Consider the following 25,636-nt stretch of genomic DNA (forward strand, 5'->3'; position numbering starts at 1 on the left):
ACTGGCCAATCTCCCCCTTTGCTGGATGTTCCCCATGAAGATCGAACTGGGCGGCCGCACCGCGCTGGTCACCGCTTCCACTGCCGGCATCGGTCTGGCCATCGCCGAGGGCCTGGCCGCCGCCGGCGCCACGGTGGTCATCAACGGCCGCAGCGCCGACAGCACCGAGCGCGCCCGCCAGCGCCTGCTGGCCGCCGTGCCCGGTACCGAGGTGATCGGCGTGGCCGCCGACCTCTCCGATGCGGCCGGCGTGGACACCCTGCTGGCCGGCCTGCCGAAGATCGACATCCTCGTCAACAATGCCGGCATCTTCGGCCCGCAGGATTTCTTCGACACCGACGACGCCACCTGGGAACGCTACTGGCAGACCAACGTGATGTCCGGCGTGCGCCTGGCCCGTGCCCTGCTGCCGGCCATGGTCGATGTCGGCTGGGGCCGGGTGCTGTTCATTTCCTCCGAATCAGCACGCAACATCCCGGCCGACATGATCCATTACGGGGTCAGCAAGACTGCCCAGCTGTCGTTGTCGCGCGGCCTGGCCAAGCGCGTGGCCGGCAGCGGCGTCACCGTCAACGCGGTACTGCCCGGCCCGACCTTGTCCGACGGCTTCGCGGCGATGTTCGAGGAAGAACGCGCACGCAGCGGCAAGCCGCTGGAGCAGATCGGCCGTGAGTTCGTCATGGCCCACCGCCCGGCGTCGGTGATCCAGCGCGCGGCCACCGTCGAGGAAGTGGCCAACATGGTGGTCTACCTGGCGTCGGCGCAGGCCTCGGCCACGTCCGGCGCTGCCCTGCGCGTGGATGGGGGCGTGGTCGACGATATCGTGTAAGTGTTGGTGGGGTGTGCGAGGTGTGCGGACCAACGGTCCGCACCCACCAGAGTCCGGGTCCGCACCCACCAGAGTCCAGGTCCGCACCTACCGCATCCCTGCCTGACAGGCAGGAATGCTAGGCTGCGCCGGTCAAGGAGATTCCATGTCCGGTCACAGCCAGTTCGCCCTGCTCCGCCAGCGCCGCTTCCTGCCGTTCTTCATCGTGCAGGCGCTGGGCGCCTTCAACGACAACGTGTACCGGCAGGCCATCATCGGCCTGTTGTTCTACCTGGGCGTATCGGACGAGCAGCGCTCGCTGTACACCACGCTGGCGCCGGCCATCTTCATCCTTCCGTATTTCCTGTTCTCGGCCCTGGCCGGGCAGATCGCCGACAAACTGGAAAAATCGCGGCTGATCGTGATCACCACCACCATGGAGATCGTGATCATGTCGCTTGCGGCCATCGGGTTCATCACCGAGAACCTGCCGTTCCTGCTGGTGGCGCTGTTCTGCACCGGCATGCAGTCGACCCTGTTCGGCCCGGTGAAGTACTCGGTGCTGCCCTCGGTGCTGAAACCGGAGGAACTGACCGGTGGCAACGGCCTGGTCGAGATGGGCACCTCCATCTCGATCCTGTCGGGCATGATCATCGGCGGCTCGGTGTTCCTGCTGGCCGGCAGCCATGGTCCGATCGTGGCGGCAACAGCCGTCATCGCGCTGGCGATCTGCGGCAATCTCGCCGCGCGCATGATCCCCCGGGTCGACGCCGGCGACCCCGACCTGAAGATCAACTGGAACCCGCTGCCCGAGTCGCTGGTGGTGCTGCGCATGGCGCGGCAGCAGAAGGCGGTGCGCAACGCCATCCTCGGCGTGTCCTGGTTCTGGTTCGTCGGCACCGTGCTGACCTCGCAGCTGCCCAACTACGCGCTGGTCAACCTGGGCGGCGAGCCCAAGCTGTACCTGTTCGCGCTGGCGCTGTTCTCGGTGGGCACCGGCGTCGGTTCGCTGCTGTGCGAGAAGCTGTCGGCGCGCACGGTGGAAATCGGCCTGGTGCCGCTGGGTGCGTTCGGCATGACCGCCTTCCTGCTGGACCTGTACTTCGCCCGCACCGGCGAAGCGACCGTGCAGAACCTGGGCGTGCTGGCGTTCCTGCAGCAGCCGGGCAGCGTGCGCATCGTCATCGATCTTGTAGGCATCGGCCTGTTTACCGGTGTATTCGTGGTGCCGCTGTTCGCGCTCATCCAGAGCCGCACGCCGAAGGCGCAGATGTCGCGCGTGTTCGCCGCACTCAACATCCAGAATTCCGGTTTCATTGTCGCCGCGGCGCTGCTGTCGCTGGCCGCGCACCAGCTGCTGCACTGGTCCATCCCGCAGCAGTTCCTGGCGCTGGCCATCGCCAATGCCATCGTGGCGATCTACATCTTCACCATCGTCCCCGAATTCCTGATGCGCTTCCTCAGCTGGCTGATGGTGCGCTCGCTGTACCGGCTGCGCCCGCACGGCATCGAGGCCAACGTCCCCGACGAGGGCGCCGCGCTGCTGGTCTGCAACCACGTCAGCTACATGGACGCGCTGATCCTGTCGGCGACGATCCCGCGCCCCGTGCGTTTCGTCATGTACTACAAGATCTTCAACATCCCGGTGATGCGCTGGATCTTCCGCACCGCCAAGGCGATTCCCATCGCCGGCGCGCGCGAAGACCCGGCGCTGATGCAGCGCGCGTTCGACGAGATCGATGCGGCCCTGGCCGAGGGCGAGCTGGTCTGCATCTTCCCGGAGGGCGCGCTGACCAAGGACGGCAGCATGGCGCCGTTCAAGTCCGGCGTTGAGAAGATCCTCGAACGGCGCCCGGTGCCGGTGGTGCCGATGGCCCTGCGTGGCATGTGGTCGAGCATGTGGAGCCGGCGCGATACGCGCCTGGGCCGCATGCGCGTGCCGCGGCGTTTCCGCGCCACCGTGCATGTGGTGGCCGCTGCGGCCGTGGACGGCCACAGCGCCGATGCGCCCGCGCTGGAGGCGCAGGTGCGCGCCCTGCGCGGCGACCACGCCTGAGCATTTCCGCAGGGAAACCGGCACCCGGAAACCGTTCCAGTACTCCCCCGTCTGCTGCCGAGCCAGGCGTGGCGGGGATGTAAACGCATACATGGGCCGCCGGTTGCGGTAGATTACGCACCCACAGGGGGGAGGTTCGGTCTGTCTGCGACAGATCGACCGCCAAGGAATGGAGTCTTGCTTTGAATCAACCACCACAGCCCAGCCGTCCGGTCTACATCCCCAACCATCTGGTCTGGGCGATCCTGACGACGCTGTTCTGCTGCCTGCCACTGGGCGTGGTATCGATCGTGTATGCCTCGCAGGTCGATGGTCGCCGCGCGGCCGGTGATCTGGCCGGGGCTTACGCTGCATCGCGCAAGGCGGGCTGGTGGGCGGCGGCTTCGGCCGTGGCGCTGCCGGTCCTGTTGCTGTTGTGGTTCGGGCTGTTCGGCGGCTTGGCCGTTCTGGGCGCTCTTTCCGACCATTGATTCACCACCACCACCCATCGAGGAGCTTGAACCATGAATACCGCTACCCCGCAGATCCCGAACCACCTGGTCTGGGCCATCCTGTCCACGCTGTTCTGCTGCCTGCCGGCCGGCATCGTGTCGATCGTCTACGCCGCACAGGTCAACGGCAAGCTGGCCGCCGGTGACATCGCCGGTGCCCAGGAATCGTCGGAGAAGGCCAAGAAGTGGGCCATCTGGTCGGCCATCGCGGCGCTGGTCGTCGGCGTGCTGTACTTCATCCTGATCATGGCCATCGGCGGCATGGGCGCCCTGAGCGGCGGCAGCAGCTACTGATGCCTGCTACGGGATCCGGCCGCGCGCCGGGTCCCGTATCTCCCTGCATGCCTCCACCTCCCGTTCCCTCCCGCCTGGGCCGCTGGTCCCCGCTGCTGGCCGCTTCCGGCCTGGCCGCCGGTGCTGCCGTGGTGCTGCGCCACGTCAACCCGTATGTGCCCGGCAATCCGCTGCCGAGCTGCCCGCTGTATGCGCTGACCGGCTTCTACTGCCCCGGCTGCGGCAGCACCCGCTGCCTGTACTCGCTGGTCCATTTCGACCTGCCCGGCGCGATGGCGATGAACCCCCTGCTGGTCATCGGCCTGCCCTTCCTGTTCCTGATGCTGCTGCACATGGCGGGCGTGCGCATGAAGGCGCTCGATCCGTTGATGCGGCTGCTGGCCAATCCGAAGTTCTGGCTGTGGGTGCTGCCGGGGTATGCGCTGCTGCGCAACCTGCCGTGGGCACCGTTCACTGCGCTGGCACCGGTGTAGGTAGCGTCGACTGTCAGTCGACTGGCACCGCGCCTGGCCCGGCCTCTGACAGTTTCCGTGTGCGTTCACCACGGAAGAAAGAGAGGATCAAAAGCAGAAGCGGCTCGCTTCGCTCGGCTATGCTGGTGCGATGACTGATCGACGTGATGAATTGACCGCGGCCATGAAGGCTGCTGGCTGCACTGATCCGCGCAGCTGGGTGAACAGCGAACTGGGCGAGGACCTGCCGCAGTTCGCGCGCTTCCTGATGCTGCGCGATGTGCATACGCTGGCCGACGATGTGGACAGCGCGTTGTCCGAGGCGCTGTTTGATCGCCCGGAACTGGAACAGACACTGGCCACACTGCGCGGTGCGGTGGATCCGCAGGCCCTGCACGCGCTGCTGCGTGCGTACGGCAAGGCGCTGGGCAACAGCTTCGTGATGGCCGTGGATGAAGGTCCGGCGATGCGCGAAGACGGCATGCCCGGCTGGCTGCTGATGGAAACCGACGCCAACGACGAACCGACCGGACGCTTGGTGCAGGGCCTGCACGAGGATTACCTCGACTTCGACGATCGTTACACGCCGTAGCGCTGTGCAGCACCGCGCCATCCACGTATGGCGGATCTACGTCACCCAGCCGGCGATGACCAGCAGCGCCAGCACCGCCAGCCACAGCAGCAGCATCCGCCACACCAGGCTCATCGCATCGCGCAGGTCCGGCAGCCGCTGCCATACCGGCAACAGGCCCGCTTCGGTGTAGTCATGCGCCTCTTCGCGCAGCTCGGCATTCACGCTGGCCCGCGCCACCGCGCCGAGGAAGCCGATGCCACCGGCCAGGCGCTCGCCATGGGCCTGCCGCCACGCCTTCCACGCCGTATCGAAGTTGCCGACCAGCGCCATCGAGAACGCCATCAGCTGCGCCACTGGCCATTCGATCCAGGCCAGCAGGCGCTGTGCCAGCGCCAGTGGCTCCACCGGCACGCGTGCCCGCATCGGGCTCTCGGCCATCAGCGCCAGCAGGCGATAGGCCAATGCACCGACCGGGCCCAGCAGCAGGAACCAGAACAGCACCGCGAACCAGCGCCGCAGTGCATTGAGCACGGTCGCCTCGACCAGCGAGGGCACGTCCTCGCGCAGGCTGCCACCGGCGGCCTGCAGGTGGCGTACCGCCGCCTGGCGGCCCGCTGCGTCGTCGGCATCGATGATCGCTTCGATATCACGGTCGAGGTCGCGCGGGCCCCAGCACCAGGCCAGAACCGCCACGCCCAGCAGCAGGCCGGGCAGGCCGAACAGCACCCCGCGCAGCAACCAGGCCAGCAGTGCCATCAGCAGCAGCGGCGGCACGATCGCCAGCGCCACGCCGGCCGGCCCCTGCCATGCCCGTCCGCCATGCCCGTCCAACCAGCCCAGCCAGCGCCGGAAGCCGTCGAAACGGCGCAGCGAGGCGGCAGCAGCCGGGGCAACGTGGCCCAGGGCCAGCGCCACCAACACGGCGACCAGGGTGGTGAACATGGCAGGTCTCCCTACGAACAAGCGTTCTGCGCCGCTACCTTACCTGCCGCAGCGGCGCGTTCAGCGATGAACCCGACTGTAACCCGGCGCGTGTTCAGGTGGCGGCAATGCTGCCGCCGGCATCGGCCGGCACGGCCGCAGCGATCAGCCCTGCTGCTGCCGGTACCAGTGTTCGATCAGGCCGCGCGAGATCGAGATCGGCGGCGACAGGCGGATGCCTTCGCCATCGTCCTCGACGTCACGGGCCAGCGCCGCGCCCACCTCTTCAGCAGTGAACCAGCGTGCATCTTCCAGCTCGCCATTGACGGTCGGCACGTCGTCCTGCGCCTGCGCGCGGAACCCCACCATCAGCGCGCCGGGGAACGGCCACGGCTGCGAGCCGAGGTACTGGCAGGACGTCACCCGCACCTTGCTCTCTTCGTGCACCTCGCGCACCACGGTCTGCTCGAAGGTCTCGCCGGGCTCGACGAAGCCGGCCAGCACCGAATAGCGGCGCGGCGCCCAGTTGGACTGGCGGCCCAGCAGCAGGCGGCCCTGGTTTTCCACCGCGACGATCACCGCCGGGTCGACCCGCGGGTAATGCTCGGTGGAACACTGCGCGCAGCGACCGACGAAGCCACCGCGGGCGAAGGCCACCGCACCACCGCACACACCGCAGAAGCGCGTGCGCGAATGCCAGTAGGACATGCCGCGGGCGTAGCTGAAGGCGGTGGCATCGGCCACGCTCCACAGCAGTGCCGCCTGGCGCAGGTCGAGCCGGCGCGGTGCGGTCTGGGTGACGTTGGTGGCTTCGACGGAGAACCAGGCCTGGCCCGCGCGCAGGCCGAGGAAGATGGCCGCACCGGGGCCACCGCCGATATCGGCGCCAGTCAGGGCGACCGGCTGGTCGTCCTCACCGGTGAAGGCGGTGCCGTCCTGGTCCAGGACAAGAATGCGCGCATCCGGCCACAGGCGTGCCAGGGCATCGGCATCATCGCGCAGGGCATCGGCGCGCTCCAGCGGCTCGGCCACGAAGGCGAAACCGGAAAGCGGCGAAGGAGTATTGGGCATCCGACAAGCCTGCCGCCAATTGCCACAGGTGGCAAGGTCGGCGCTGTGCGCAATCAGTCGGTCTTGCGCGCAACGGCAGCGCGAGGCATCGGCCCCGCGCCCGGCATCACATGCTGAAGCTGCTGCCGCAGCCGCAGGTGGTCTTCGCGTTCGGGTTGCGGATCACGAACTGCGCACCGGTCAGGCTCTCGGTGTAATCCACCTCGGCGCCCATCAGGTACTGCAGGCTGAGCGGATCAACCAGCAGGGTGACCCCGCTGGTCTGCACCGCCAGGTCGTCCTCGGCGCGGTTCTCGTCGAACTCGAAGCCGTACTGGAACCCGGAACAGCCACCGCCCTCGATGTACACGCGCAGGGCTAGGTCGGGGTTGCCCTCGTCCTGGATCAGTTCCTTCACCTTGGCCGCGGCCGATTCGGTGAAGTTCAGCGGCCGCTCCAGCGACTGGTAGTCGGGAGCGGCGGCCGGCGTGGCGCCGGGCAGGGAAACTAGCGTGCTCATGACCTCAGCATGGGGGCGCCGGGGATGGCTTTCAAGCCATCGCCTCGGCCAGCTTGCGGCGCGCGGCGGTGCCGCCCTTGCCTTCCGTCGCTTCGCCTTCGCCTTCCGGCGCCGGCAGGGCCGCAACCGGGCTGCTGGCGTGGATCAGGCGGCCATTCAGCTGGGCGCCGGCGTTCATTTCCACCACCTGGTAGTGGACGTTGCCGTTCACCCGCGCGCTCGGGGTCAGTTCGACCTTCTCGCTGGCATGCACGTCACCGTCGAGGCGGCCACTGATGACCACCACCTGGGCGCGGATCTCGCCTTCGATGACGCCGTGCTCGGCCACCGTCAGGGTCGCGCCGCTGGCGCCTTCCTGGGCGATCACCTTGCCATGGATGCGGCCTTCCACGTACAGGCCACCACTGAATTCCACATCACCGCGGATCACCACCTGGTTGCCGATCAGGGCATCCACCACCAACTGGCCATCACGGCTGGATTTGCTGTTTCCGAACATCTGCCTACTCCCCTTTGCTGGCCGGTGCGCCGGCCTGTTTCCAGTCGAATACCTGCGTGGTGCCCCCTGCACCACTCCCCAGTGTCACCCTCACCCGTTGCGGGGTGAAGTCCGTCGGCAGCATCACACTGCCGGTGAGCTGCTGGAAGTACCGGAACGAGTAATCCTGTCCCGGCACCTTGCTGCGCTGGTGCAGCTCATCCCAGCTGATCGTGGCCAGCTTGCCGTTCTTCACGCCTTCCACGGTGAAGCGCATCTGCCCCTGGCTGATGGCCCCGCGGTTGAGGTTCTGGGTCAGCACCACGGCGTACTGCCAGGTGCCGGCCGATTCGGGGCTGAACTCGATCGAATGGGTGTTCAGGCCCTTGCGCTGGCTGGTCGAGCCGACCAGGCGCTCGTAGAAGGCCACGTCGGCACGCAGGCCCGCGATCTCTTCGTCGCGCTCGGCCAGCGAGGACTGCACCTCGGTGTTGGCGGCGCGGCTGATGCGGTCGGAGGCTTCCAGCGTGGCCTGCTTCTGGCGCAGCTCGGTCAGCTGTGCCTGCACCGTGTCGGCGCGCTTCTCGGCCGCCTGCAGGCGCTGCCCCTGGGCATCGCGCGGCGCGCCCAGCCAGCAGCCGCCCAGCACCGCCAGCACCAGGCTCAGCAGCCAGATGCCACCGATGACCAGCAGGCGGCGGCGGTCGAGCGGCTGCGGCTTGGCACCGGGCAGTCGGACCTGTACGCGCATGGGTGGGCGGTTGTTCATGGGTAGTCTCCGTGGACTCGCAATGGCGACACCAGCACGGCCCCTGTAGCAAACGACGGGCTAGTGTATGACAGGAACGGGGGCTTTCCCCGGTGCCGGCCGTCAGGGGCCGGTGGTGTTCAGCCACGTCATCGCCGATAGTGTGGCACCCCGCACAGTTCCGTCGCCGGAGCCCCGCCATGACCGAAGCCCACCTGTTCGTGATCGGCATCCTGCTGGCCTGGCTGGCCGGCATCCGCGTGTACCTCACCGTATTCGGCGTCGGCCTGGCCGGCCTGCTCGGCTGGGTCGACCTGCCACCGGCCCTGCAGGCCACCGAATCGTGGTGGGTGCTGGGCACCTCGGCGGCCCTGGCCATCGCCGAATTCTTCGCCGACAAGATTCCTGGCGTCGATTCCATCTGGGATCTCGTGCATACCCTGGCGCGGGTACCGGCCGGCGCCTTCCTGGCCGCCGCCACGCTCTCGCCCGATGGCCAGCTGGGCACCGGCACCCTGCTGGCCGGCGCCGGCGTGGCCCTGGCCAGCCACGGCCTGAAGGCCGGCACCCGCGCCCTGCTCAACACGTCGCCGGAGCCGGCCAGCAACTGGGTCGCTTCGGTCGCCGAGGACACCGTGGTGGTCGGCGGCCTGGCACTGGCACTGGCCCATCCCTGGATCGCCCTGGTCGTGGTGCTGGCCTGCAGCCTGGCCGGCGCACTGCTGGTGTGGCTGGTCTGGCGCACCCTGTGGAAGGGCGTGCGATGGCTTGCACGTGCTGGCGGAACAGCCTCTGCAGGCCAACCACGCACCGGCTGACGGCCGGGCTTGGCGCATAATGGCGGCGAACACCAGGAGCTTTGATGTCCGCAAATGAATCCCCCGCGGGCGCACGCCCCGGACGCGCTGAAACCCCTCCGGCCGATCATTGGCAGCGCTGGGCCAGTGCCCCGGCCGCCGCCGCGCCCAGTCTTGCCGTGGTCCCCTCCGCACCGGCAGATGCGACCGACGGGCTGGCGACGCCGCCGCCGCTGCCGCCCGCGCCGATGGATGCAGACAACAGCAGTGATGCCCCGGTGCCGTCCGACTCGCCGTACCGCGTGCTGATCGTCGAAGACGACCGCGCCCAGGCCCTGTTCGCACAGAGCGTGCTGCACGGTGCCGGCATGCAGGCAGTGGTGCTGTCCGATGCCGATGGCGTACAGCAGGCGATCCGCGAACAGCGCCCCGACCTGATCCTGATGGACCTGCACCTGCCGGGCCTGGATGGCATGCGGCTGACCGCGATGATCCGCCAGCAGCCGGGCATGCAGCTGCTGCCGATCGTCTTCCTCAGTGGCGACCCGGACCCGGAGCGCCAGTTCGAAGTGCTCGACAGCGGCGCCGACGATTACCTGAGCAAGCCGATCCGCCCGCGCCACCTGATCGCGGCCGTGGCCAACCGCATCCGCCGCGCCCGCGCGCAGGCCGCCACCCTGCCCGGCGCCAACGGTGCGCCGGCCACCAGCAACCCGGAAACCGGCCTGCCCACCCGCCACCATGTGCTGCAGCAGCTCAACGCCGCGCTGGAACAGCGCGACCGTGGCGGCGTGTTCTTCGTGGAAATCTCCAGCGCGCTGGGCCTGCGCGAGCGCTATGGCTACGCCGCCTTCGAGCGGCTGATGGTGCAGGCTGGCCAGCGCCTGGCCGAGGCCGGCCACCCGCACCTGCTGGCACGCCTGAACGACAACAGCTTCCTGCTGCTGGCCCGCGGTGCCGACGAGGAAAGCCTGGAAGGCATCGCCGCGGCGCTGCGCGAACAGCTGTCCGCACGCGCCTTCGTCATCCGCGACGATGAATCGGTACACCTGCGTGGCGTGGTCGGCTATGCGCCGCTGTCGCCGGGCTTCGACGATGCCAACAGCGCGCTGGAAGCCATCGAACGCACCACCCTGCAGGCGCGCCTGCTCACCGCCGGCGTGGCCGGCCACGTGCATCGCCAGGCGATGACCGAGCAGGAACACCTGGCCCTGCTGGAAGGCCAGCTGGAACTGGCCTACCAGCCGATCGTGGCCGTGGCCGGTGGTGATACCGCGCAGTACCAGCTGCTGCTGCGCCTGCGCCAGGCCGATGGCACCGTGCTCACCGCCGGCCAGGTCATTCCGGCGGCCGAAGCGGCCGGCCGCATCGCCGATCTGGACCAGCAGGTGCTGGAGCATGCGATGGGCCTGCTCGACCTGTACCGCCACGCGACGCAGCCGCTGAACCTGTTCGTCTCGCAGTCGCTGCGCACGCTGCAGCGCGATGCCTTCACCGATTGGCTGCTGGAATCGCTGCAGCAGCGCGACCTGCCCGGCAGCGCGCTGGTGATCGACGTGCGCCTGCCCGACGCGCTCATCCATACCGTGCCGCTGCAGCAGTTCTGCCAGCGCATGGCCAGTGCCGGCGTGCGCTTCTGCCTGAGCCAGTTCGAGCCCGGCAGCGAAGCCGATGCCCTGCTCACCCAGCTGCCGCTGTCGTTCGTGCGCATGGCCGCGCGCTTCTCCAGCAGCCATTCCAACCCGGGCACCCGCGAGGAACTGCGCCGGGCGATCGATCGCGCTCATGCCGCTGGCCTGCAGATCATCGGCCAGCAGATCGAGGATCCGCAGGCAGCCGCGGCGATGTGGGTCGGTGGCGTGGACTACATCCAGGGCAACATGGTGCAGTCGGCGGGCAGCGACCTGAACTTCGACTTCCACAACGCGGTGCTCTGAGTGCCGCTGACGGTCACGCTGCTGGCGGCACTGGTGCTGGCCACCGGCGTGGCAGTGGCCCTTGGCCTGCGCCTGCGCCAACGCGGCCAGGCGCTGGCGGCACTGCAGCGCGAACGCACGGTGCTGGCCAGCGAGCGCGACCAGCTGCGCCGCACCACCGAGCGCCAGGGCCAGCTGGAACAACAGCTGCTGCAGGCCAAGCAGGCCGCCGAAGCGGCCGCGCTGGCCAAGGGCGAATTCCTGGCCACCATGAGCCACGAGATCCGCACGCCGCTCAACGGCATCCTGCCGATGCTGGAGCTGATCGCACGCGGGCCGCTGGGCGACGACCAGCGGCAGATGCTGGCCACCGCATCGGTCAGCTCGCAGCAGCTGCTGCGCATCGTCGATGACATCCTCGACTACTCGCGCCTGGAAGCGCAGGCGCTGGAGCTGGAGATCACCAGCTTCAACCTGCGCGAACTGCTTGATGGCGTGGTGCAGCTGCTGCAGCGCGCCGCCGAATCGAAGGGCCTGGTGCTCGGCCTGCAGCTGGACCCTGCCGTGCGCCTGCCGGTGCGTGGCGATCCGGTGCGCCTGCGCCAGGTGCTGACCAACCTGCTGGCCAACGCCATCAAGTTCACCGCACGCGGCCAGGTCCAGCTGCGCGTGCAGCGCCTGGGCGAAGGCCCGGCCCAGCACCAGCTGCGTTTCGAAGTGGCCGACACCGGCATCGGCATCGACGCCACGCTGCAGTCACGGCTGTTCCAGTCCTTCAGCCAGGCCGATGCGTCGACCACCCGCCTGTATGGCGGCACCGGCCTGGGCCTGGCCATCTGCAAGCGCATCATCGACCTCATGCACGGCCAGATCGGCGTGCAGTCCACGCCTGGCCAAGGCGCCACGTTCTGGTTCGAGATTCCGCTGCTGAAGATCCCCGGCGACCTGCCGGCACTGGCGCGCGCGCCCTCGCCGCTGCTGCTGCACAGTGCCGATGTGGCCCTGCAGGCGCGCGTGGAACGCATTGCCGCCCACCACGGGCTGCCCGTGCAGGTGCTGGCCGAACGCGATCTCCTGCTGGAGCGCCTGCGTGCGGCGCCACGCCCCGGCCAGCCGCCGCCGGCGTGGCTGCTGGTGGACGCCCGCCAGCGCCGCGGCGGCGAAGCGACGCTGCTGCGCACGCTGGCCGAGCGCGGCACGGAGGACACGCTGCAGGTGCTGTGGCTGCAGGACGAGCCCGCGCCCACGCAGGCCCGCCAGCAGCAGTTGCCGGGCGGCTTCAGCGACGCCACCCTGCACGCCCTGCTGGCCACGCCCACCGCCAGCGTACGGCCGGCGGCCCTGCTGGCCACGGCCGAGTATGGCCAGGCACCGGCGATGCTGCCGCCCCTGGGCCTGCGCGTGCTGCTGGTGGAGGACAACGCGGTCAACCGCATGGTGGCCGAACAGCTACTGCGGGTGTTCCAGTGCGAGGTGCGCAACGCCGCCGACGGCGAGCAGGCCCTCGTGGCGCTGCGCCAGGGCGGTATCGACGTGGTGCTGATGGATTGCCAGATGCCGGTACTGGATGGCTATGCCGCCACCGGCCAATGGCGGAGCGAGGAAGCGGCACAAGGCCGCGCGCGGCTGCCGATCATCGCCATGACCGCCAACGCCATGGCCGGCGACCGCGAACGCTGCCTGCAGGCCGGCATGGATGATTACCTGTCCAAGCCGATCAACCGCGAAACCCTGCATGCGCTGCTGCAGCGCTGGGGCGAAGCGCCTGTGGCTGTCGACCGTTGCGATGCTCCCGAAACCGTAGAGTCGAGCTTGCTCGACTGCCGCCATACCCAGAACAGTCGAGCAAGCTCGACTCTACCTCCGCCGCCCGAAGCAGACATGCCGCCGCAGCCGGTGCTCGACCGCAGCGTGCTCGAGGAACTGCAGGCGGTGATCGGAGCGGCCGCACTGCAGATCGTGGCCGTGTTCCTCGAAGATGCCCCTGCGATGGTGCAGGCCCTGCAGCAGGCCGCGCAGGGCAACGACATCGAGCGCCTGCAGGCGCTGTCGCACAGTCTCAAGTCATCCAGCGCCAATGTCGGCGCACTGTCACTGTCGGCCGTCGCCCGGCGCATCGAGCACGAAGCCCGCGCCGGCAGCCTGCAGCGCCCCGCCGTGGCAGTGGCGCTGCTGGTGGCCGAGTTCGCCCGCGCACGCGTGGCGCTGACCGGCTACCTGGCCCAGGAACGGTAGCGTCGAGCTTGCTCGACTACCGTTTTGTAGAGTCGAGCCATGCTCGACGCCACATGTTGAATCAGTCTTCCAGCTTGCTCAGCAGGTACTTCGGCTCGCCGATGCGCTCGACCAGGTCCAGCTGGGTTTCCAGCCAGTCGATGTGCTCTTCCTCGGCATCGAGGATGCTGGTGAACAACGAACGGCTCACGTAGTCGCCCACCGAATCGGCGTAAGCCACGGCGTTGCGCAGCACCACCACGCCGTCCTGTTCCAGCGACAGGTCACACTGCAGCATTTCCGGCGGGTTCTCGCCGATGCGCAGCTTGCCCAGCGCCTGGAAGTTCGGCAGGCCTTCAAGGAACAGGATGCGGTCGGACAGCGCGTCGGCGCGCTTCATCGCGTGGATCGATTCCTTGTACTCGTACTCCGCCAGTTCCTTGATGCCCCAGTTCTTGAACATCTTGGCGTGCAGGAAGTACTGGTTGATCGCGGTCAGCTCGTTGAAGAGGACCTTGTTGAGGAATTCGATGACCTTGGCGTCGCCTTTCATGGCTGGCTCCTAGCGCTGAGAACGCGGGCACTGTACCCGGTTCGCCGCCGCCGTGAAGGAACGCGAATCGTGCTCATTGGCGGGTTCGCCCCGCCACCGAAGCTGGCATGCTGGGCGGCCCCTCCCCTGCGCGATGGACATGAGCGACGATTCCAACGACCCCTGGCAGCCGGTGCGTGCCTTCGTCGCCCTGCGCATGGACGCCGCCGCCTTCGAGGCGGTGCTGTACCGCGATGCGGCGCTGGCGGCGGCCCTGGAAGCGGCACGACCGCTGCCGGCCTGGCTGCCGCTGCCGGATCTCTACAGCTGGGCCTGCTCGCTGGACCTGGCCCGCGCCGATGACCTGCTCAACCTGCGCAGCGTACTGGCGCAGGTGCTGCCTGGCGGGGAACGGGAAGTGGAGGTCGACCAGGCCGCAAGGAAGGCGGCCGACGCACGCGACCGCGCCCTGCGGTCTGCACAGCCGCGCTGGCTGTCACTGGATGAAGGCTATCTCGCGCACTGGCTGGCCGGACACGGCGAAGACGCGCCAGACGTCCTGCGGGCCGCGTTGCAGGCCCACATCCGCGCGCATTTCCTCTCGGTCAAGCGACCACCGCGCTGGCTGCAGGAAGCGGCGTGGCCGATCGAGCAGGGGCGTCCCCTGCGGTTCATCGGCCAATTGCCATTGGGCGATCACGCGCACGATGACGCGTTCGTCTATGTGTTCCAGCGTGGGGATGGGAGCTGCTGGACGATCGTCCAGCACGCCTGAACCGGGCTCAGGCAGCCTGCAGGCCCAGCACGGGCAGCGGCAGGTCGTGGGTGGCCAGCGCCTTGGCCAGCAGATCGCCGGCCATGTCCAGGCAGGAACCGCAGGTCGCGCCACAACCGGTACGCATGGTCAGCTCGCCCACCGTGGTGACGCCATGGCTGGCGGCCTCGCGGATCTGGTGGTCGGTGACTCCGTTGCAGATGCAGACGTACACAGGCGGGAACCGGGCTGACAGGCCAGAAGCGGCCTGGTGCCCATTCCAATGGAAACGAGAATGGTTGTCAATCAGAGACCTGAACCATTCTCGCTACCGTTCATCCACTCAGCTGGCGGGCGCGTCGCCCTGCGCCTTGCGTGGCCAATAACCCTTGCTGCGCGGGCGCTTGCGGGGGCGGTCGTGGCCTGCGGTATTGCCCGGCATCCAGGCCTCGGCCGCGGTCTTGGGCATTGCGGTCACCCCCTGCCCGGCCACCCCGCGCGCCAACGGCGCCAGGTGGCGCAAGGCACGCGCATAGACCCCCCGCTTGAACATCACCACATGCTCGACCGGGTACCAGAAATCGACCCAGCGCCAGTTGTCGAACTCGGGCGAGTCGGTATGGTCCAGCCGCACATGCGATTCATCGCCGGTGAGGCGCAGCAGGAACCAGACCTGCTTCTGGCCGATGCAGACCTGCCGCTCGTTACGGCGGATGGCCCGGGCTGGCAGCTTGTAGCGCAGCCAGCCCGGTGTCGCCCCCAGCACTTCTACGTGCTCGGGCAGCAGGCCGGTCTCTTCCTGCAGTTCACGATACATGGCCTCGACCGGGGTCTCGTCGGTGTTCATGCCACCCTGCGGGAACTGCCAGCCATCCCGGCGCACGCGTCGTGCCCAGAACACCTGCCCGTCCTGCCGCATCAGCACGATGCCGACGTTCGGTCGATAGCCGTCCGGATCGATCACGATGCGGACTCCTAAGAAAATCTACTGGTCGGGACTATCCCATGCCGCCTGTCGGCCCACAAGCTCGGCACAAAAGTGTTGACAGGCCCGATACACATGAGCAGAATAGCTGGCTCACCGAGGCTATGTAGCTCAGCCGGTTAGAGCACAGCACTCATAATGCTGGGGTCGGTGGTTCGAGTCCACCCATAGCCACCACACTGAAAATCAAGTTGTTTTTCAGCGTGAAAAGTGACAAAATAGTTTTTCGTTACATTGCCCCTTAGCCAAGCGGTAAGGCACCTGACTCTGACTCAGGCATCGGTGGTTCGAATCCATCAGGGGCAGCCAAATTAAAAAGAAAAAGGCCTGATCTTTCGATCAGGCCTTTTTCTTTTTAATTTGGTCACGCATTCCACCTGATCCCCGCGCCTGTCGGCGCGCCCCCCCCCCCCCCTTGAACATCAAGGGGGCTCCTCTCCAGAGAGAACCCCAGGGTCGGACATGCAAAAAGACGGGTAGTGCCGGCCGCTGGCCGGCAATCAGGAAATCCACGACCCCAGAACGACAAAAGCCCGGCCGAAGCCGGGCTTTTGCTTTTCCAACCAGCGGGCTCCCGAAGGAGCCCAACCAGGCGCGGTAAATCAGCGCTTGGAGAACTGGGTGGCGCGGCGGGCCTTGTGCAGACCGACCTTCTTACGCTCGACTTCACGGGCGTCACGGGTCACGAAGCCAGCCTTGCGCAGCTCGGACTTCAGGGTTTCGTCGTACTCGACCAGAGCACGGGCGATGCCCAGACGGATCGCACCGGCCTGGCCGGTGGTGCCGCCGCCAGCGGCGGTGACCAGGATGTCGAAGCTTTCGGTGTTCTTGGTCAGCTCGAGCGGCTGGCGCACGATCATGCGCGCGGTCTCACGACCGAAGAACTCGTCCAGCGGACGGCCATTGACGGTGATGTTGCCCGTACCCTTGCGCAGGAACACGCGAGCGGTGGAGGACTTGCGGCGGCCAGTGCCGTAGTTTTGAGTGATAGCCATGATTAGATATCCAGAACCTGCGGCTGCTGTGCGGCGTGCGGATGCTCAGTGCCGGCGTAGACCTTGAGCTTGCGGTACATCTGGCGACCCAGCGGGCCCTTCGGCAGCATGCCCTTGACGGCAGTCTCGATGACGCGCTCCGGGTGACGCTCCAGCGCCTGGGCCAGGGATTCGGTCTTCAGGTTGCCGATGTAACCGGTGAAACGGTGATACATCTTGTCCTGCAGCTTCTTGCCGGTGACGGCAATCTTTTCTGCATTGATGACGACCAGGTAGTCGCCGGTATCAACGTGGGGGGTGTAGACCGGCTTGTGCTTGCCACGCAGACGGCGGGCCAGCTCGGTGCAGAGACGGCCCAGGGTCTTGCCCTCGGCGTCGACGAGGTACCAGTCGCGCTGGACGGTCTCGTTCTTGGCAGTGAAAGTGCTCATGAAGAACTCTAGGTTAGGTCGGGCTCATTGCGGCGAAAGGCTCGCCGGAACTCTGCCACGCGTTGTGAAAAGGTGAAGCGTAAGAGGCGGGATTGTACTCACCCCGGCGCCCCGGCGCAAGCCGCCCCCTGTACCGGGTTGGCAGGGGACCGGGGCCGGGCGAGAATCGGGGGTCCCCCGCCCCACCCATGCCGCCATGACCGTGCTCCGCCAGACCACCCCGCTGGACCATCTGCTGACCGAGGCGCAGCGCGCCCTGGACACGGTGTTCGGCAACCCGCCGGCATCGCGCCCCTACCCGGCGGCCGAAACCGGCGAGCCGGGCATGGACACAGCGCAGCGCCGCCATGCCGCTGGCCTGATGCGGATCAACCACGTCGGCGAGGTCTGCGCGCAGGGCCTGTATTTCGGCCAGGCCGCGGTCGCCCGTGACCCCTCCACCCGCGAGCACCTGCTGGAAGCGGCGCAGGAAGAAACCGACCACCTGGCCTGGTGCGCCACCCGGCTGGCCGAGCTGGACAGCCGCCCCAGCCTGTTCAACCCGCTGTGGTACGCCGGCAGCTACACCATCGGCACCCTGGCCGGGCTGCGCGGCGACGGCTGGAACCTCGGCTTCGTGGTCGAGACCGAGCGCCAGGTGGAAGCCCACCTGGACGAGCACCTGGTCGACCTGCCGGCCGGCGACCTGCGCAGCCGCGCGGTCATCCGGGTGATGAAGGAAGACGAGGCCCGCCATGCCGAGCACGCCGAGCAGGCCGGCGCCCGCCGCCTGCCGTTCCCGATCCCGGGCGCGATGGCCCTGGCGTCGAAGGTGATGAAGCACATCGCCTACCGCATTTGAACGGCCGCCCCCATCAACGGTGAGGGCCTACCAAAGGTGCGGTGGGGCCCGACCGTTGGTCGGGCCGTCGGGTCGCCTTAATTGGGCGACACCAGCTTCAGGCCGATCACGCCGGCCACGATCAGGCCCACGCAGGCCAGGCGCGCCGGCGACGCACTGTCGTTGAACAGGAAAATGCCCAGCACCGCCACGCCCATGGCGCCGATGCCGGTCCAGATGGCATAGGCCGTGCCGACCGGGATGGCCTTCATTGCCTGGCTCATCAGGTACAGGCTGATCAGGGCCGACACTACGGTGGCAGCGGTCGGCAGCGGCTTGCTGAAGCCTTCGGAGTACTTCATCCCGAGCGCGAAGCCGATTTCGAACAGGCCGGCCAGCAGCAGGTAGATCCAGGGCATGGGTGGGGGCTCCTCACCTTGTTGAAGAAAAACAAAACGGCCCGGTGTTTTCACACCGGGCCGTGGGTCGGTACATCACCGTGGAACTGCAAACTGCGCGAAAAGCGCGTTCCACGGGGCGGGTCGTCCCGCCTGGGTGGCGATGCCGGAGGGCATCGCGCACGGGTCTTACTCGGACAGGTTCCGGCCGTGGAACAGCTCTTCGATCTCGCGCTTGAGCAGCGCTTCGATCTTCATGCGTTCCTTGAACGACAGGTTCTTGGCCTTTTCCTCGAACAGGTACTGGTCCAGGTCGAAGTCCTTCAGGTGCATCTTCGTGTGGAAGATGTTTTCCTGGTAGACGTTGACGTCGAACATCTCGTAACGCGACTTGATGTTCTTGGCCAGGAAGTTCTGGATCGAGTTGATCTTGTGATCGATGTAGTGCTTCTTGCCCTTCACATCACGGGTGAAGCCACGGACACGGTAGTCCATGATCACGATGTCCGATTCCAGGCTCTCGATCAGGTAGTTCAGGGCCTTCAGCGGCGAAATGACGCCACAGGTGGCCACGTCGATGTCGGCACGGAACGTCGCGATACCTTCCTGCGGATGGGTCTCCGGGTAGGTGTGGACAGTGATGTGGCTCTTGTCCATGTGCGCGACCACGGCATCGGAGATCAGCTCCTTGCCAGCCTGCTTCTTGTCGATCACCGGCTCTTCGGAGATCAGGATCGTCACCGAGGCACCCTGCGGATCGTAGTCCTGGCGGGCCACGTTCAGGATGTTCGCGCCGATGATCTCGGCGACATCGGTCAAGATTTGAGTCAGCCTGTCGGCGTTGTACTCTTCATCGATGTATTCAATGTAACGCTGACGCTCCTCTTCGGTGCGCGCGTAACACACGTCATAGATGTTGAAGCTCAGCGCCTTGGTGAGGTTGTTGAAACCCTGCAACCTCAGGCGAGGCAACGGCTTGACCACGGCGGTCGATTCCTGTGTAAGAAGGGAAAGGGTGAATTATGGGGCAAAGTGCCCCCGGGGGGAACGTGAAGAGCTCACGACTCTGGCACACTATTTGCCCTTAACAGGTGCGCTGGTTAAGCTCCGCCATCGAACCTGTGAATCCGTTCATGCGCAGAGGGAGCGCCCCTATCGTGTCAACCGTGCGCCTAGCTAGCAGCCCATTGGCCTTGGACATCGCCACAATCGACCGTTTCCTGGCTCACAGCCATCGGCGGCGATACCCCACCCGGACCGACGTCTTCCGCCCTGGAGACCCGGCGGGGACCCTGTATTACGTCATCAGCGGCTCGGTTTCGATCATGGCCGAGGAAGATGACGACCGCGAGCTGGTGCTGGGCTATTTCGGCGCAGGCGAGTTCGTCGGTGAGATGGGCCTGTTCGTGGAGTCGGACCGCCGAGAGGTGATCCTGCGCACGCGCACCGCCTGTGAACTGGCCGAGATCAGCTACGAGCGCCTGCACCAGCTGTTCCTGGGCCCGCTCTCGGCCGATGCCCCGCGCCTGCTGTACGCGCTCGGCCAGCAGATCTCCAAGCGCCTGCTCGATACCAGCCGCAAGGCCAGCCGCCTGGCGTTCCTGGACGTGACCGACCGCATCGTGCGCACCCTGCACGATCTGGCCCAGGAGCCGGAATCGATGAGCCACCCGCAGGGCAGCCAGCTGCGCGTCTCGCGCCAGGAACTGGCGCGCCTGGTCGGCTGCTCGCGTGAAATGGCCGGCCGCGTACTGAAGAAGCTGCAGACCGACGGCCTGCTGCATGCCCGCGGCAAGACCGTGGTGCTGTACGGCACCCGTTGAGAAAGCCGTGTCCGCCGGGCATGGCCCGGCGCTACCACGAGGCACGCATCACCGTAGCGCCGGGCCATGCCCGGCGGATCGGCGGACGTGCGACATGCCATCGCACGCCCCGCACACGCGCATCCGCTAGGCTCGGTGCATGGAACTGAGCAGCGAATTCTGGTGGTTCATCCTCATCGGCCTGGGCGCACAGCTGGTCGATGGCGCATTGGGTATGGCCTTCGGCCTGGTGTCCTCGTCGGTGATGCTGGCCATGGGCATCCCGCCGGCACAGGCCAGTGCGGCCATCCACACCGCCGAAGTGTTCACCACCGGCGCCTCCGGTGTGTCGCATCTGGTCGCCGGCAATGTCGATAAACGCCTGTTTTTCCGTCTCGCCATTCCCGGCGCGATAGGCGGCGCGGTGGGCGCCTACGGCCTGACCCAGTTGCCCGGCGACGTGATCCGCCCGCTGATCTACCTCTACCTGCTGGTGCTGGCCATCATCATCCTGGCCCGTGCCGCTGGCCGGCTGATGCCCAAGGGCGAGGTCAAGCGCGTGCCCGTGCTGGGCTTCGTGGCCGGCTTCCTCGATGCCAGCGGCGGCGGTGGCTGGGGCCCGGTGGCCACCTCCACCCTGCTCGCCCGCGGCGGCCAGGCGCGCACCACCATCGGCACGGTGAATGCGTCCGAGTTCGTGGTGACCCTGACGGTTTCAGCCACTTTCCTGATGTCGATGGGGCTGCATCACCTGCAGATCGTGGCCGGCCTGCTGATCGGCGGCATGATGGCCGCGCCGGTGGCGGCGCTGCTGGTGAAGCGGCTGAAGGAACGCTGGGTGCTGATCGCCGTGGGCGTGCTGGTGCTGGCCATCAGCCTGTTCCAGATCGGCCATGCGCTGACCGGGTACCTGGGGCGCTGAGCGTTTGCCGGCCAGCGGCCGGCACTACCGGGTAGTGCCGGCCGCTGGCCGGCAGATCCGTCACCGTGCGATGGGTTCAGGCCTTCTCGCCACCGCGGTCCACGCAGCCCCAGTTGAGGATGCGGGTACCGGCCGGCAGCACGCGGCGGAAGAAGTCCACCTTGCCCGGCTTCGGGTTCACCACCACCGGGGCCTTGGCCGCCAGCAGCAGCGGCAGGTCGGCGGTGCTGTCGGAATAGGCAATGTCGATCTGCCCATAGCCGCGCTCGCGCAGCATGCGCATCTTTTCTTCGTTGTGGCAGTGCCGGGTCGGGCCAACACCGCCCAGCCGCGGGCCGACCTCGGTACCGATCACCGGCACGTCCTGGTGGGCCACGAAGGCCAGGATGGCGCGGGCCAGCTCCGGCGGCGCGCCGGTGGCAACCACCACGCGGTCGCCCTTGGCCCGGTGCGCGGCGAACACCTCCAGCGCCTGCGGCAGCAGCTTGGCGCGCATCTGCGCCTCGTTGCGCAGCACGTAGGCGTCGATGACCTTGTTGAAGTCACGCGCGCGGTGCAGGCCGAAGCTGCCGATCCACACATAGACCGAAATGCCGGCACGGCGGGTCGGCAGCATCGCCACCATCGGCCCGGCGATCGGCGTGACCAGCAGCGCGGCCAGCATGCGCAGCGGGTTGCGCTTGATCAGCGAGGCGAACAGGTGGGTGCCCGAATCGCCGTCGTAGAGGGTGTGGTCGAAGTCGAAGACCACCAGCGGCGCATCCTCGCGCGGCGTTGGATAGTGCGTTGTCATGCCGCGAAGAATAGCTGACGCAGGCCCTCGCCCGGCTCTTCCACGCGCATGAAGGCCTCGCCGACCAGGAAAGCGTGAATGCCGGCGTCGCGCATAAGGGCCACGTCCTGCGGGCCGAGGATGCCGCTTTCGGTCACCAGCAGGCGGTCACGCGGCACCGCTTTCTGCATGTCCAGGGTGGTCTGCAGCGAGACTTCGAAGGTGCGCAGGTTGCGGTTGTTGATGCCGATCATCGGCGCCGGCACCTGCAGCGCGCGCTCCAGCTCGTCGATGTCGTGCACTTCCACCAGCACGTCCATGCCCAGCGACAGCGCCAGTTCGGACAGGGTGGCCAGCTGGGTGTCGTCCAGCGCGGCGACGATCAGCAGGATGCAGTCGGCGCCCAGCACGCGCGCCTCGTACACCTGGTAGGCGTCGATCACGAAGTCCTTGCGCAGCACCGGCAGCGTGCAGGCCTCTCGGGCCTGCTGCAGGTAGGCGTCGGCGCCCTGGAAGAAGTCCACGTCGGTGAGCACCGACAGGCAGCTGGCACCGCCGAATTCGTAGCTGACGGCGATGTCGGCCGGGCGGAAGTCCGGGCGGATGACGCCCTTGGACGGGCTGGCCTTCTTCACCTCGGCAATGACCGCCGGGTCGCCGTTGGCCACGGCCGCCTGCAGGGCGCGCACGAAGCCACGGACCGGCGGGGCGCTGGCCAGGGCGGCCTGCAACGCCTCGAGCGGGCGCTGGGCGCGGCGCTGGGCCACTTCTTCGGCCTTGCGGGCCAGGATCGTCTGCAGGATGTCGCTCATCGTCGTCGGTTCAATGCGGGGGCGGTGAGGACGGCCATTATCGGCCATCGGGTGGGTCAGGCTGAACCGCGCGCTCAGGCAACCAGCGCGCGGGTGGTGTCAACGTACTGCTGCAGGCGCTGGCGGGCGCTGCCGTTGGCGATGGCGGCACGGGCGCGGGCCAGGCCGTCTCCGATGTCGCTGGCCACGCCGGCCACGTACAGGGCAGCGCCGGCATTGAGGGCCACGATGTCCAGCGCCGGCCCCGGGGTGTTGTCCAGCACCGCGCGCAGCATCTGGATGGACTGCTCCGGGCTGTCCACGCGCAGGTTGCGGCTGGCCGACATGGCGATGCCGAAGTCTTCCGGGTGGATCTCGTACTCGCGCACCTTGCCGTCGCGCAGCTCGCCCACCAGGGTGCCGGCGCCCAGCGAGATCTCGTCCATGTTGTCGCGGCCCCAGACCACCATGGCGCGCTCGGTGCCCAGCTCGCGCAGCACGCGCGCCTGGATGCCCACCAGATCGGGGTGGAACACGCCCATCAGCACCGACGGTGCGCTGGCCGGGTTGGTCAGCGGGCCGAGGATGTTGAAGATGGTGCGCACGCCCATCTCGCGGCGGACCGGCGCGACGACCTTCATCGACGGGTGGTGGATCGGCGCGAACATGAAGCCGATGCCGGTCTGTTCGATCGCGGCGGCCACCTGGGCCGGCTGCAGTTCGATGGCCGCACCCAGCGCTTCCACCGCATCGGCGCTGCCGGACTTGGACGACACGCTGCGGTTGCCGTGCTTGGCCACGCGCGCACCGGCGGCGGCGGCGACGAACATCGCGCAGGTGGAGATGTTGAAGGTGTGCGAGCCATCGCCACCGGTGCCGACGATGTCGACCAGGTGGCTGGTATCGGCCACCGGCACCGCCAGCGCGAATTCGCGCATGACCGTGGCTGCCGCGGCGATCTCGTCGATGGTTTCCTTCTTCACCCGCAGGCCGGTGAGGATGGCGGCGGTCATCATCGGCGAGACGTCGCCGCGCATGATCTGCCGCATCAGGTCGACCATTTCGTCGAAGAAGATTTCGCGGTGCTCGATGGTGCGTTGCAGGGCTTCCTGGGGGGAGAAGCTCATGGGAATGCTCCTTGGATCAGGCCGCCGGGCGCTGCAGGAAATTGCGCAGCAGGGCGTGGCCGTGTTCGGTGAGGATGGATTCGGGGTGGAACTGCACGCCTTCCACCGGGAACTGGCGATGGCGCAGGCCCATGATCTCTTCGATCGAGCCGTCCTCGTTCTCGGTCCAGGCGGTCACTTCCAGCGCGTCGGGCAGGCTGTGCTTGTCCACCACCAGCGAGTGGTAGCGGGTGGCCTGGTAACGGTCCGGCAGGCCGGCGAACACGCCCTTGCCTTCATGGCGGATGGGCGAGGTCTTGCCATGCATGATGTTGCCGGCGCGGATGACCGTACCGCCGTAGACCTGGCCGATGCCCTGGTGGCCCAGGCACACGCCGAGGATGGGCGTGGTCGGGCCCAGGCGCTCGATCAGTGCCAGCGACACGCCCGCTTCGTTGGGCGTGCACGGGCCGGGCGAGATGACGATGCGCTCGGGTTTCTGCGCGGCGATCTCGTCCACGCTCATCGCATCGTTGCGCACCACTTTCACCTCAGCGCCCAGCGTCTGCAGGTACTGCACGAGGTTGTAGGTGAAGCTGTCGTAGTTGTCGATCATCCACAACATGGTCAGGTTCCGTCGCTTATCAGGAAAATGGCGTACACGTTTTCGGTGTAGGTGATGGGGCCGGCCTCGAGGGATTCCGGCGCCCTGGGCGCGGCACTGCCGGTCACGGTGATGTCGTTCGCGCGCGGCTCGGGAACATCGACCTCATCCCCTTCGTCCGACGCCGGCCATCGACCCGCCTGGATGCCGTAGGCGAAGTCCGGCGCCACATCGGAAATGCTGTACAGCCCGCGCAGCTGGGTGCCGTAGGCCTTGGCCAGGCCCTGCGCGGACTGGCGCGTCTGTGCCGCCGCCTCACCCTTGAGTTCGCGTCGCAGTGCCACTTCGCCCGAATAGGAGGGGGCGACGCTGCTGACCTGCACGTTCTCGTTGGCTTTCAGCGCCCCCAGCACGTCCTGCATCGCCTTCACGCTGGCGAAGCTGGCACGCAGCTGGCGCGACACGCGGGTGCCGACGAAGACCTGCCGGCTCTGCTCATAGCGCGTCGCCGGGCCAATGCGCAGGTTGTCCGCGCGCACGCTGCCTTCCACCGCATTGTTCTGCTTGAACAGCGCCAGCGCGCGGGCGACGTTGTCCTGCACGCGGCGGCGCGCGGCGTCGGCGTCCATGTCGGTTTCTTCGATGTTCAACTGCAGGCCGAACCGGTCGGGCATCACCGTGCGGGTACCCTGCCCCTTCACCAGCAGGTGCGGCTGCGAGGGGATGGTGTTGGCCTGCGCCCATGCAGAGGGGGCCATCGTGGCCAGCAGCGACGACCACAGCAATGCGCTCAGCAGCTTCATGCGGTACTCCTTGTCGGGAAGTGGGGAGGGCGGGAGACGCGTTGCTGCCGGCAATACACACGGCCAGGCAAGGCGCCCACTCCAGGTGGCCGCCGCGTCGCATCAGTATGTCGGGGGTACGCTTTGTGCAGCAATCAACCAGCTCCTGTTGGGGGAGCCGCCGTGCCGGGGAGCGTTCTATTGGATCTTGCCCGCCGATACGGCGGCAAGGTGCGGTCCGGGACCGCGACGACCTGCCGCTTCCTATTGGAAGCGCCACCACTTGGCTACGTTGTTCAGCAGGGTGCGGGTCATCGGACAACTCTGGGGGGCGATTACCGGAGGCAGCGGCCTGGAAGCGCCGTTGCGGTGTATGGGCCAAGCGTATCAGATCCCGAACGCCCCGGGGCGGGGAGATTTATCTGCCTGATCAGGGAGCAGAACCGGGGTCACCTCGTGCATGTCGCAATTGCCTTGGTGCGGAAAGGGCTCCGTCCTGGTTTTTCAGACTTTTACCTGGCCCTATGTGACCGCCCTTGCAGTTGCGTGCCAGTGCGATTGAGGCGGCGTTCCCTCCCGCTCATCGTCCCTCGCACTCTCCAGCAGCACAGGAGCGCCAGGAT

Annotated in this window: 30 protein-coding genes and 2 tRNA genes; 15 read left to right on the forward strand and 17 right to left on the reverse strand. The window is 67.4% G+C overall.

All coding sequences use genetic code 11. The annotated features are described in order from the left end of the window. The first annotated feature begins 34 nt into the window (after positions 1–34). From AC3WL7_RS15365 to AC3WL7_RS15390, 6 genes are all read left to right on the forward strand, one after another. Complete coding sequence (locus tag AC3WL7_RS15365) at positions 35–829, forward strand: SDR family NAD(P)-dependent oxidoreductase (protein WP_492751378.1); 795 nt, start codon at positions 35–37, stop codon at positions 827–829. A gap of 145 nt (positions 830–974) precedes the next feature. Continuing rightward, on the forward strand, positions 975–2,864 hold the full coding sequence (locus tag AC3WL7_RS15370) for an MFS transporter (RefSeq protein WP_492751380.1): 1,890 nt from the start codon (positions 975–977) through the stop codon (positions 2,862–2,864). A 182-nt stretch (positions 2,865–3,046) separates the two neighbouring features. Further along, complete coding sequence (locus AC3WL7_RS15375) at positions 3,047–3,334, forward strand: CD225/dispanin family protein (protein WP_108747523.1); 288 nt, start codon at positions 3,047–3,049, stop codon at positions 3,332–3,334. A gap of 33 nt (positions 3,335–3,367) precedes the next feature. Beyond that, complete coding sequence (locus AC3WL7_RS15380) at positions 3,368–3,649, forward strand: CD225/dispanin family protein (protein WP_079223850.1); 282 nt, start codon at positions 3,368–3,370, stop codon at positions 3,647–3,649. Positions 3,650–3,696: 47 nt separating this feature from the next. Then, complete coding sequence (locus tag AC3WL7_RS15385; RefSeq protein WP_492751384.1) at positions 3,697–4,122, forward strand: DUF2752 domain-containing protein; 426 nt, start codon at positions 3,697–3,699, stop codon at positions 4,120–4,122. A gap of 130 nt (positions 4,123–4,252) precedes the next feature. Beyond that, the gene (locus AC3WL7_RS15390; RefSeq protein ID WP_312739169.1) at positions 4,253–4,693 is read left to right on the forward strand and encodes a hypothetical protein; all 441 of its coding nucleotides are present in this window, start codon (positions 4,253–4,255) and stop codon (positions 4,691–4,693) included. 36 nt (positions 4,694–4,729) lie between these two features. On the opposite strand, the gene ampE is transcribed toward AC3WL7_RS15390, so the two are convergent. The 5 genes from ampE to AC3WL7_RS15415 form a co-directional block, all read right to left on the reverse strand. Continuing rightward, the gene (gene ampE, locus AC3WL7_RS15395; protein ID WP_079223855.1) at positions 4,730–5,617 is read right to left on the reverse strand and encodes a regulatory signaling modulator protein AmpE; all 888 of its coding nucleotides are present in this window, start codon (positions 5,615–5,617) and stop codon (positions 4,730–4,732) included. 144 nt (positions 5,618–5,761) lie between these two features. Next, positions 5,762–6,667: an NAD(+) diphosphatase gene (nudC, locus tag AC3WL7_RS15400; protein ID WP_313141266.1), complete on the reverse strand. Its 906-nt coding sequence runs from the start codon at positions 6,665–6,667 to the stop codon at positions 5,762–5,764. A 106-nt stretch (positions 6,668–6,773) separates the two neighbouring features. Further along, the gene (erpA, locus tag AC3WL7_RS15405; protein WP_108747525.1) at positions 6,774–7,166 is read right to left on the reverse strand and encodes an iron-sulfur cluster insertion protein ErpA; all 393 of its coding nucleotides are present in this window, start codon (positions 7,164–7,166) and stop codon (positions 6,774–6,776) included. A 31-nt stretch (positions 7,167–7,197) separates the two neighbouring features. Then, on the reverse strand, positions 7,198–7,665 hold the full coding sequence (locus tag AC3WL7_RS15410; protein ID WP_079223860.1) for a bactofilin family protein: 468 nt from the start codon (positions 7,663–7,665) through the stop codon (positions 7,198–7,200). Between the two features lie 4 nt (positions 7,666–7,669). Next, complete coding sequence (locus AC3WL7_RS15415; RefSeq protein ID WP_283220322.1) at positions 7,670–8,413, reverse strand: DUF6776 family protein; 744 nt, start codon at positions 8,411–8,413, stop codon at positions 7,670–7,672. A 179-nt stretch (positions 8,414–8,592) separates the two neighbouring features. Between AC3WL7_RS15415 and AC3WL7_RS15420 the strand changes: the two genes are divergently transcribed. The 3 genes from AC3WL7_RS15420 to AC3WL7_RS15430 are packed head-to-tail and all read left to right on the forward strand — an operon-like array spanning position 8,593 to position 13,340. Beyond that, complete coding sequence (locus tag AC3WL7_RS15420; RefSeq protein ID WP_079223863.1) at positions 8,593–9,210, forward strand: DUF4126 domain-containing protein; 618 nt, start codon at positions 8,593–8,595, stop codon at positions 9,208–9,210. A gap of 44 nt (positions 9,211–9,254) precedes the next feature. Next, a complete protein-coding gene (locus AC3WL7_RS15425; protein ID WP_492751393.1) occupies positions 9,255–11,126 on the forward strand; it encodes an EAL domain-containing protein in 1,872 nt (623 codons plus the stop codon). Next, entirely contained in the window at positions 11,127–13,340 is a 2,214-nt protein-coding gene (locus tag AC3WL7_RS15430) for an ATP-binding protein (RefSeq protein ID WP_492751395.1), read from the forward strand. A gap of 61 nt (positions 13,341–13,401) precedes the next feature. Here the strand turns inward: AC3WL7_RS15430 and bfr are convergent, their stop codons facing one another. Continuing rightward, complete coding sequence (gene bfr, locus AC3WL7_RS15435; RefSeq protein WP_079223868.1) at positions 13,402–13,872, reverse strand: bacterioferritin; 471 nt, start codon at positions 13,870–13,872, stop codon at positions 13,402–13,404. 139 nt (positions 13,873–14,011) lie between these two features. On the opposite strand from bfr, the gene AC3WL7_RS15440 reads away from it, so the two are divergent. Beyond that, a complete protein-coding gene (locus AC3WL7_RS15440; RefSeq protein ID WP_492751398.1) occupies positions 14,012–14,626 on the forward strand; it encodes a hypothetical protein in 615 nt (204 codons plus the stop codon). A gap of 7 nt (positions 14,627–14,633) precedes the next feature. Here AC3WL7_RS15440 and AC3WL7_RS15445 read toward each other — a convergent pair whose 3' ends face one another. Both AC3WL7_RS15445 and AC3WL7_RS15450 read right to left on the reverse strand, forming a co-directional pair. After that, on the reverse strand, positions 14,634–14,840 hold the full coding sequence (locus tag AC3WL7_RS15445) for a (2Fe-2S)-binding protein (RefSeq protein ID WP_079223871.1): 207 nt from the start codon (positions 14,838–14,840) through the stop codon (positions 14,634–14,636). 108 nt (positions 14,841–14,948) lie between these two features. Continuing rightward, entirely contained in the window at positions 14,949–15,569 is a 621-nt protein-coding gene (locus tag AC3WL7_RS15450; protein ID WP_200732464.1) for an RNA pyrophosphohydrolase, read from the reverse strand. 121 nt (positions 15,570–15,690) lie between these two features. Here AC3WL7_RS15450 and AC3WL7_RS15455 point away from each other — a divergent pair. Next, positions 15,691–15,767: transfer RNA gene (locus AC3WL7_RS15455), tRNA-Met, on the forward strand. 58 nt (positions 15,768–15,825) lie between these two features. After that, positions 15,826–15,899 (forward strand) — tRNA-Gln (locus tag AC3WL7_RS15460). A gap of 293 nt (positions 15,900–16,192) precedes the next feature. Here the strand turns inward: AC3WL7_RS15460 and rpsI are convergent. Next, entirely contained in the window at positions 16,193–16,585 is a 393-nt protein-coding gene (rpsI, locus tag AC3WL7_RS15465; RefSeq protein WP_079223875.1) for a 30S ribosomal protein S9, read from the reverse strand. A gap of 2 nt (positions 16,586–16,587) precedes the next feature. Next, the gene (gene rplM / locus AC3WL7_RS15470) at positions 16,588–17,016 is read right to left on the reverse strand and encodes a 50S ribosomal protein L13 (RefSeq protein WP_079223878.1); all 429 of its coding nucleotides are present in this window, start codon (positions 17,014–17,016) and stop codon (positions 16,588–16,590) included. A 196-nt stretch (positions 17,017–17,212) separates the two neighbouring features. Here rplM and coq7 point away from each other — a divergent pair, with 196 nt between their 5' ends. After that, positions 17,213–17,857 (forward strand): 2-polyprenyl-3-methyl-6-methoxy-1,4-benzoquinone monooxygenase, encoded by a 645-nt coding sequence (gene coq7 / locus AC3WL7_RS15475; RefSeq protein WP_283220325.1) that lies wholly within the window; start codon positions 17,213–17,215, stop codon positions 17,855–17,857. A gap of 77 nt (positions 17,858–17,934) precedes the next feature. On the opposite strand, the gene AC3WL7_RS15480 is transcribed toward coq7, so the two are convergent. Both AC3WL7_RS15480 and speD read right to left on the reverse strand, forming a co-directional pair. Beyond that, positions 17,935–18,255 (reverse strand): DMT family transporter, encoded by a 321-nt coding sequence (locus AC3WL7_RS15480; RefSeq protein WP_079223883.1) that lies wholly within the window; start codon positions 18,253–18,255, stop codon positions 17,935–17,937. 168 nt (positions 18,256–18,423) lie between these two features. Next, entirely contained in the window at positions 18,424–19,218 is a 795-nt protein-coding gene (gene speD / locus AC3WL7_RS15485; protein WP_006473908.1) for an adenosylmethionine decarboxylase, read from the reverse strand. A gap of 149 nt (positions 19,219–19,367) precedes the next feature. On the opposite strand from speD, the gene crp reads away from it, so the two are divergent. Then, positions 19,368–20,057 carry a cAMP-activated global transcriptional regulator CRP gene (crp, locus tag AC3WL7_RS15490; RefSeq protein WP_079225401.1) on the forward strand — a complete coding sequence of 230 codons (690 nt, stop codon included), beginning with the start codon at positions 19,368–19,370 and terminating at the stop codon, positions 20,055–20,057. A gap of 139 nt (positions 20,058–20,196) precedes the next feature. Further along, entirely contained in the window at positions 20,197–20,958 is a 762-nt protein-coding gene (locus AC3WL7_RS15495) for a sulfite exporter TauE/SafE family protein (protein WP_079223885.1), read from the forward strand. A gap of 76 nt (positions 20,959–21,034) precedes the next feature. Here the strand turns inward: AC3WL7_RS15495 and AC3WL7_RS15500 are convergent, their stop codons facing one another. The 5 genes from AC3WL7_RS15500 to AC3WL7_RS15520 form a co-directional block, all read right to left on the reverse strand. Further along, positions 21,035–21,751 carry a haloacid dehalogenase-like hydrolase gene (locus AC3WL7_RS15500; RefSeq protein ID WP_079223887.1) on the reverse strand — a complete coding sequence of 239 codons (717 nt, stop codon included), beginning with the start codon at positions 21,749–21,751 and terminating at the stop codon, positions 21,035–21,037. Next, the gene (gene trpC / locus AC3WL7_RS15505; RefSeq protein ID WP_108747535.1) at positions 21,748–22,542 is read right to left on the reverse strand and encodes an indole-3-glycerol phosphate synthase TrpC; all 795 of its coding nucleotides are present in this window, start codon (positions 22,540–22,542) and stop codon (positions 21,748–21,750) included. The genes AC3WL7_RS15500 and trpC overlap by 4 nt, the downstream gene beginning before the upstream one ends. A gap of 74 nt (positions 22,543–22,616) precedes the next feature. Continuing rightward, positions 22,617–23,648, reverse strand: a complete 1,032-nt coding sequence (trpD, locus tag AC3WL7_RS15510) for an anthranilate phosphoribosyltransferase (RefSeq protein ID WP_079223892.1) — start codon at positions 23,646–23,648, stop codon at positions 22,617–22,619. Positions 23,649–23,664: 16 nt separating this feature from the next. Continuing rightward, positions 23,665–24,252 (reverse strand): anthranilate synthase component II, encoded by a 588-nt coding sequence (locus tag AC3WL7_RS15515; RefSeq protein ID WP_046983686.1) that lies wholly within the window; start codon positions 24,250–24,252, stop codon positions 23,665–23,667. 2 nt (positions 24,253–24,254) lie between these two features. Continuing rightward, complete coding sequence (locus AC3WL7_RS15520; protein WP_313141254.1) at positions 24,255–25,034, reverse strand: SIMPL domain-containing protein; 780 nt, start codon at positions 25,032–25,034, stop codon at positions 24,255–24,257. Between the last annotated feature and the right edge of the window lie 602 nt (positions 25,035–25,636).

Source organism: Stenotrophomonas sp. FW305-3-2-15-E-LB1, from assembly GCF_058787375.1.

Coding starts and splice junctions, on each gene's coding strand:
- AC3WL7_RS15365 (WP_492751378.1), top strand. CDS start 35: ATGAAGATCGAACTGGGCGGCCGCACCGCGCTGGTCACCGCTTCCACT.
- AC3WL7_RS15370 (WP_492751380.1), top strand. CDS start 975: ATGTCCGGTCACAGCCAGTTCGCCCTGCTCCGCCAGCGCCGCTTCCTG.
- AC3WL7_RS15380 (WP_079223850.1), top strand. CDS start 3,368: ATGAATACCGCTACCCCGCAGATCCCGAACCACCTGGTCTGGGCCATC.
- AC3WL7_RS15385 (WP_492751384.1), top strand. CDS start 3,697: ATGCCTCCACCTCCCGTTCCCTCCCGCCTGGGCCGCTGGTCCCCGCTG.
- AC3WL7_RS15390 (WP_312739169.1), top strand. CDS start 4,253: ATGACTGATCGACGTGATGAATTGACCGCGGCCATGAAGGCTGCTGGC.
- ampE (WP_079223855.1), bottom strand. CDS start 5,617: ATGTTCACCACCCTGGTCGCCGTGTTGGTGGCGCTGGCCCTGGGCCAC.
- nudC (WP_313141266.1), bottom strand. CDS start 6,667: ATGCCCAATACTCCTTCGCCGCTTTCCGGTTTCGCCTTCGTGGCCGAG.
- erpA (WP_108747525.1), bottom strand. CDS start 7,166: ATGAGCACGCTAGTTTCCCTGCCCGGCGCCACGCCGGCCGCCGCTCCC.
- AC3WL7_RS15410 (WP_079223860.1), bottom strand. CDS start 7,665: ATGTTCGGAAACAGCAAATCCAGCCGTGATGGCCAGTTGGTGGTGGAT.
- AC3WL7_RS15415 (WP_283220322.1), bottom strand. CDS start 8,413: ATGAACAACCGCCCACCCATGCGCGTACAGGTCCGACTGCCCGGTGCC.
- AC3WL7_RS15420 (WP_079223863.1), top strand. CDS start 8,593: ATGACCGAAGCCCACCTGTTCGTGATCGGCATCCTGCTGGCCTGGCTG.
- AC3WL7_RS15425 (WP_492751393.1), top strand. CDS start 9,255: ATGTCCGCAAATGAATCCCCCGCGGGCGCACGCCCCGGACGCGCTGAA.
- bfr (WP_079223868.1), bottom strand. CDS start 13,872: ATGAAAGGCGACGCCAAGGTCATCGAATTCCTCAACAAGGTCCTCTTC.
- AC3WL7_RS15440 (WP_492751398.1), top strand. CDS start 14,012: ATGAGCGACGATTCCAACGACCCCTGGCAGCCGGTGCGTGCCTTCGTC.
- rpsI (WP_079223875.1), bottom strand. CDS start 16,585: ATGGCTATCACTCAAAACTACGGCACTGGCCGCCGCAAGTCCTCCACC.
- rplM (WP_079223878.1), bottom strand. CDS start 17,016: ATGAGCACTTTCACTGCCAAGAACGAGACCGTCCAGCGCGACTGGTAC.
- coq7 (WP_283220325.1), top strand. CDS start 17,213: ATGACCGTGCTCCGCCAGACCACCCCGCTGGACCATCTGCTGACCGAG.
- AC3WL7_RS15480 (WP_079223883.1), bottom strand. CDS start 18,255: ATGCCCTGGATCTACCTGCTGCTGGCCGGCCTGTTCGAAATCGGCTTC.
- crp (WP_079225401.1), top strand. CDS start 19,368: ATGCGCAGAGGGAGCGCCCCTATCGTGTCAACCGTGCGCCTAGCTAGC.
- AC3WL7_RS15495 (WP_079223885.1), top strand. CDS start 20,197: ATGGAACTGAGCAGCGAATTCTGGTGGTTCATCCTCATCGGCCTGGGC.
- AC3WL7_RS15500 (WP_079223887.1), bottom strand. CDS start 21,751: ATGACAACGCACTATCCAACGCCGCGCGAGGATGCGCCGCTGGTGGTC.
- trpC (WP_108747535.1), bottom strand. CDS start 22,542: ATGAGCGACATCCTGCAGACGATCCTGGCCCGCAAGGCCGAAGAAGTG.
- trpD (WP_079223892.1), bottom strand. CDS start 23,648: ATGAGCTTCTCCCCCCAGGAAGCCCTGCAACGCACCATCGAGCACCGC.
- AC3WL7_RS15515 (WP_046983686.1), bottom strand. CDS start 24,252: ATGTTGTGGATGATCGACAACTACGACAGCTTCACCTACAACCTCGTG.
- AC3WL7_RS15520 (WP_313141254.1), bottom strand. CDS start 25,034: ATGAAGCTGCTGAGCGCATTGCTGTGGTCGTCGCTGCTGGCCACGATG.